At 54.1% G+C, this 1,003-nt stretch carries 1 protein-coding gene; it reads right to left on the minus strand.

Going from position 1 to position 1,003, the window contains the following annotated elements; all coding sequences use genetic code 11:
• On the minus strand, positions 1 to 1,003 hold a 1,003-nt coding region (locus tag AC629_RS44165; RefSeq protein WP_143199954.1), incomplete at both ends, for an NAD(P)/FAD-dependent oxidoreductase.

The raw sequence follows: 1,003 nt of genomic DNA on the forward strand, positions 1-1,003 counted from the left end.
GCTGACTCTAGCTCGCCGTTGCTTGGCATCCTCGCCAAATTCAACCCGTATTTTCGTCGCCAGGCCAGCTGTAATTCTCAGACGGCGCAATCTCTCCCGCCGTTCATCAACATAGGCCTCAAGGTCGAGGCGATCCCAATTTTCTGTTGAAAGAAGAATATCGGATACGATACGCACATCCCTGGCGGCAATCGACAATGCCTGTCCGGTAATGGGATCGTTGTGGCCAGCTGCATCCCCAATAAGTACAACGCCTGGAAGCGTTGGATCATCGACCCAGTGATCCTCATTGGAGTACGAACAAAATGGGCTGATAGGCGTGCCACCAAGTATCGCTTCCGCATGCGGCAAACATTTCAATCGATAGGCTTGCAGCAGCCGGGTCTCTCTATCTGGACCTGCGAATTTTTGTCGATCCGAGAACTCGTAGCATACATAGAGGCGAACCAAGTCCTTCCCTTGAGGAAAGACGAGATAATGCAGCCTATCCTCAGTTCCGATCGCCTGGATATGACGAGGCCAATCTGGAACGTTTGCGACCAACATCCCGCCCAAAAGATTGTGCGGTTCATCGGCCTGCAAAGAGAATCCCAGTTGTTTCCTCAGGACTGAGTTGCGCCCGTCAGCACCTACGACGAGGCGAGGCCTTAACCGTATCGACACGTCGCTTGATAATAACGAAACGGTAGGTCGGACGCCCGCCGTCACTTGGACCTGTTTGATGCCAGTTAGGATCTGCGCACCAGCCGCTTTTGCCGACGATGCAAAAGCATTGCACATCGTCGGGTGGCCGATGCATATGGGAGTTGGAAGGTCTGGTGGCAGTTTGGTGAAATCAAAAGCACGCTGCTCCGCAGCATCTGGCGACCAGTTTTCGTCATAGGGAACGTGGCGTTCGACGTGAATTGCGCCATTGTCCTGCAGGAGTTCGATAAGCCCAAGTCGCTTAAACTCGGCGACTCCCCAGGGGGCGATCCATTCCCCTCGCACTCGGTCGGGGTAA

Origin of the sequence: Bradyrhizobium sp. NAS80.1 (genome assembly GCF_001908205.1) — a bacterium.
Taxonomy (GTDB): domain Bacteria; phylum Pseudomonadota; class Alphaproteobacteria; order Rhizobiales; family Xanthobacteraceae; genus Bradyrhizobium.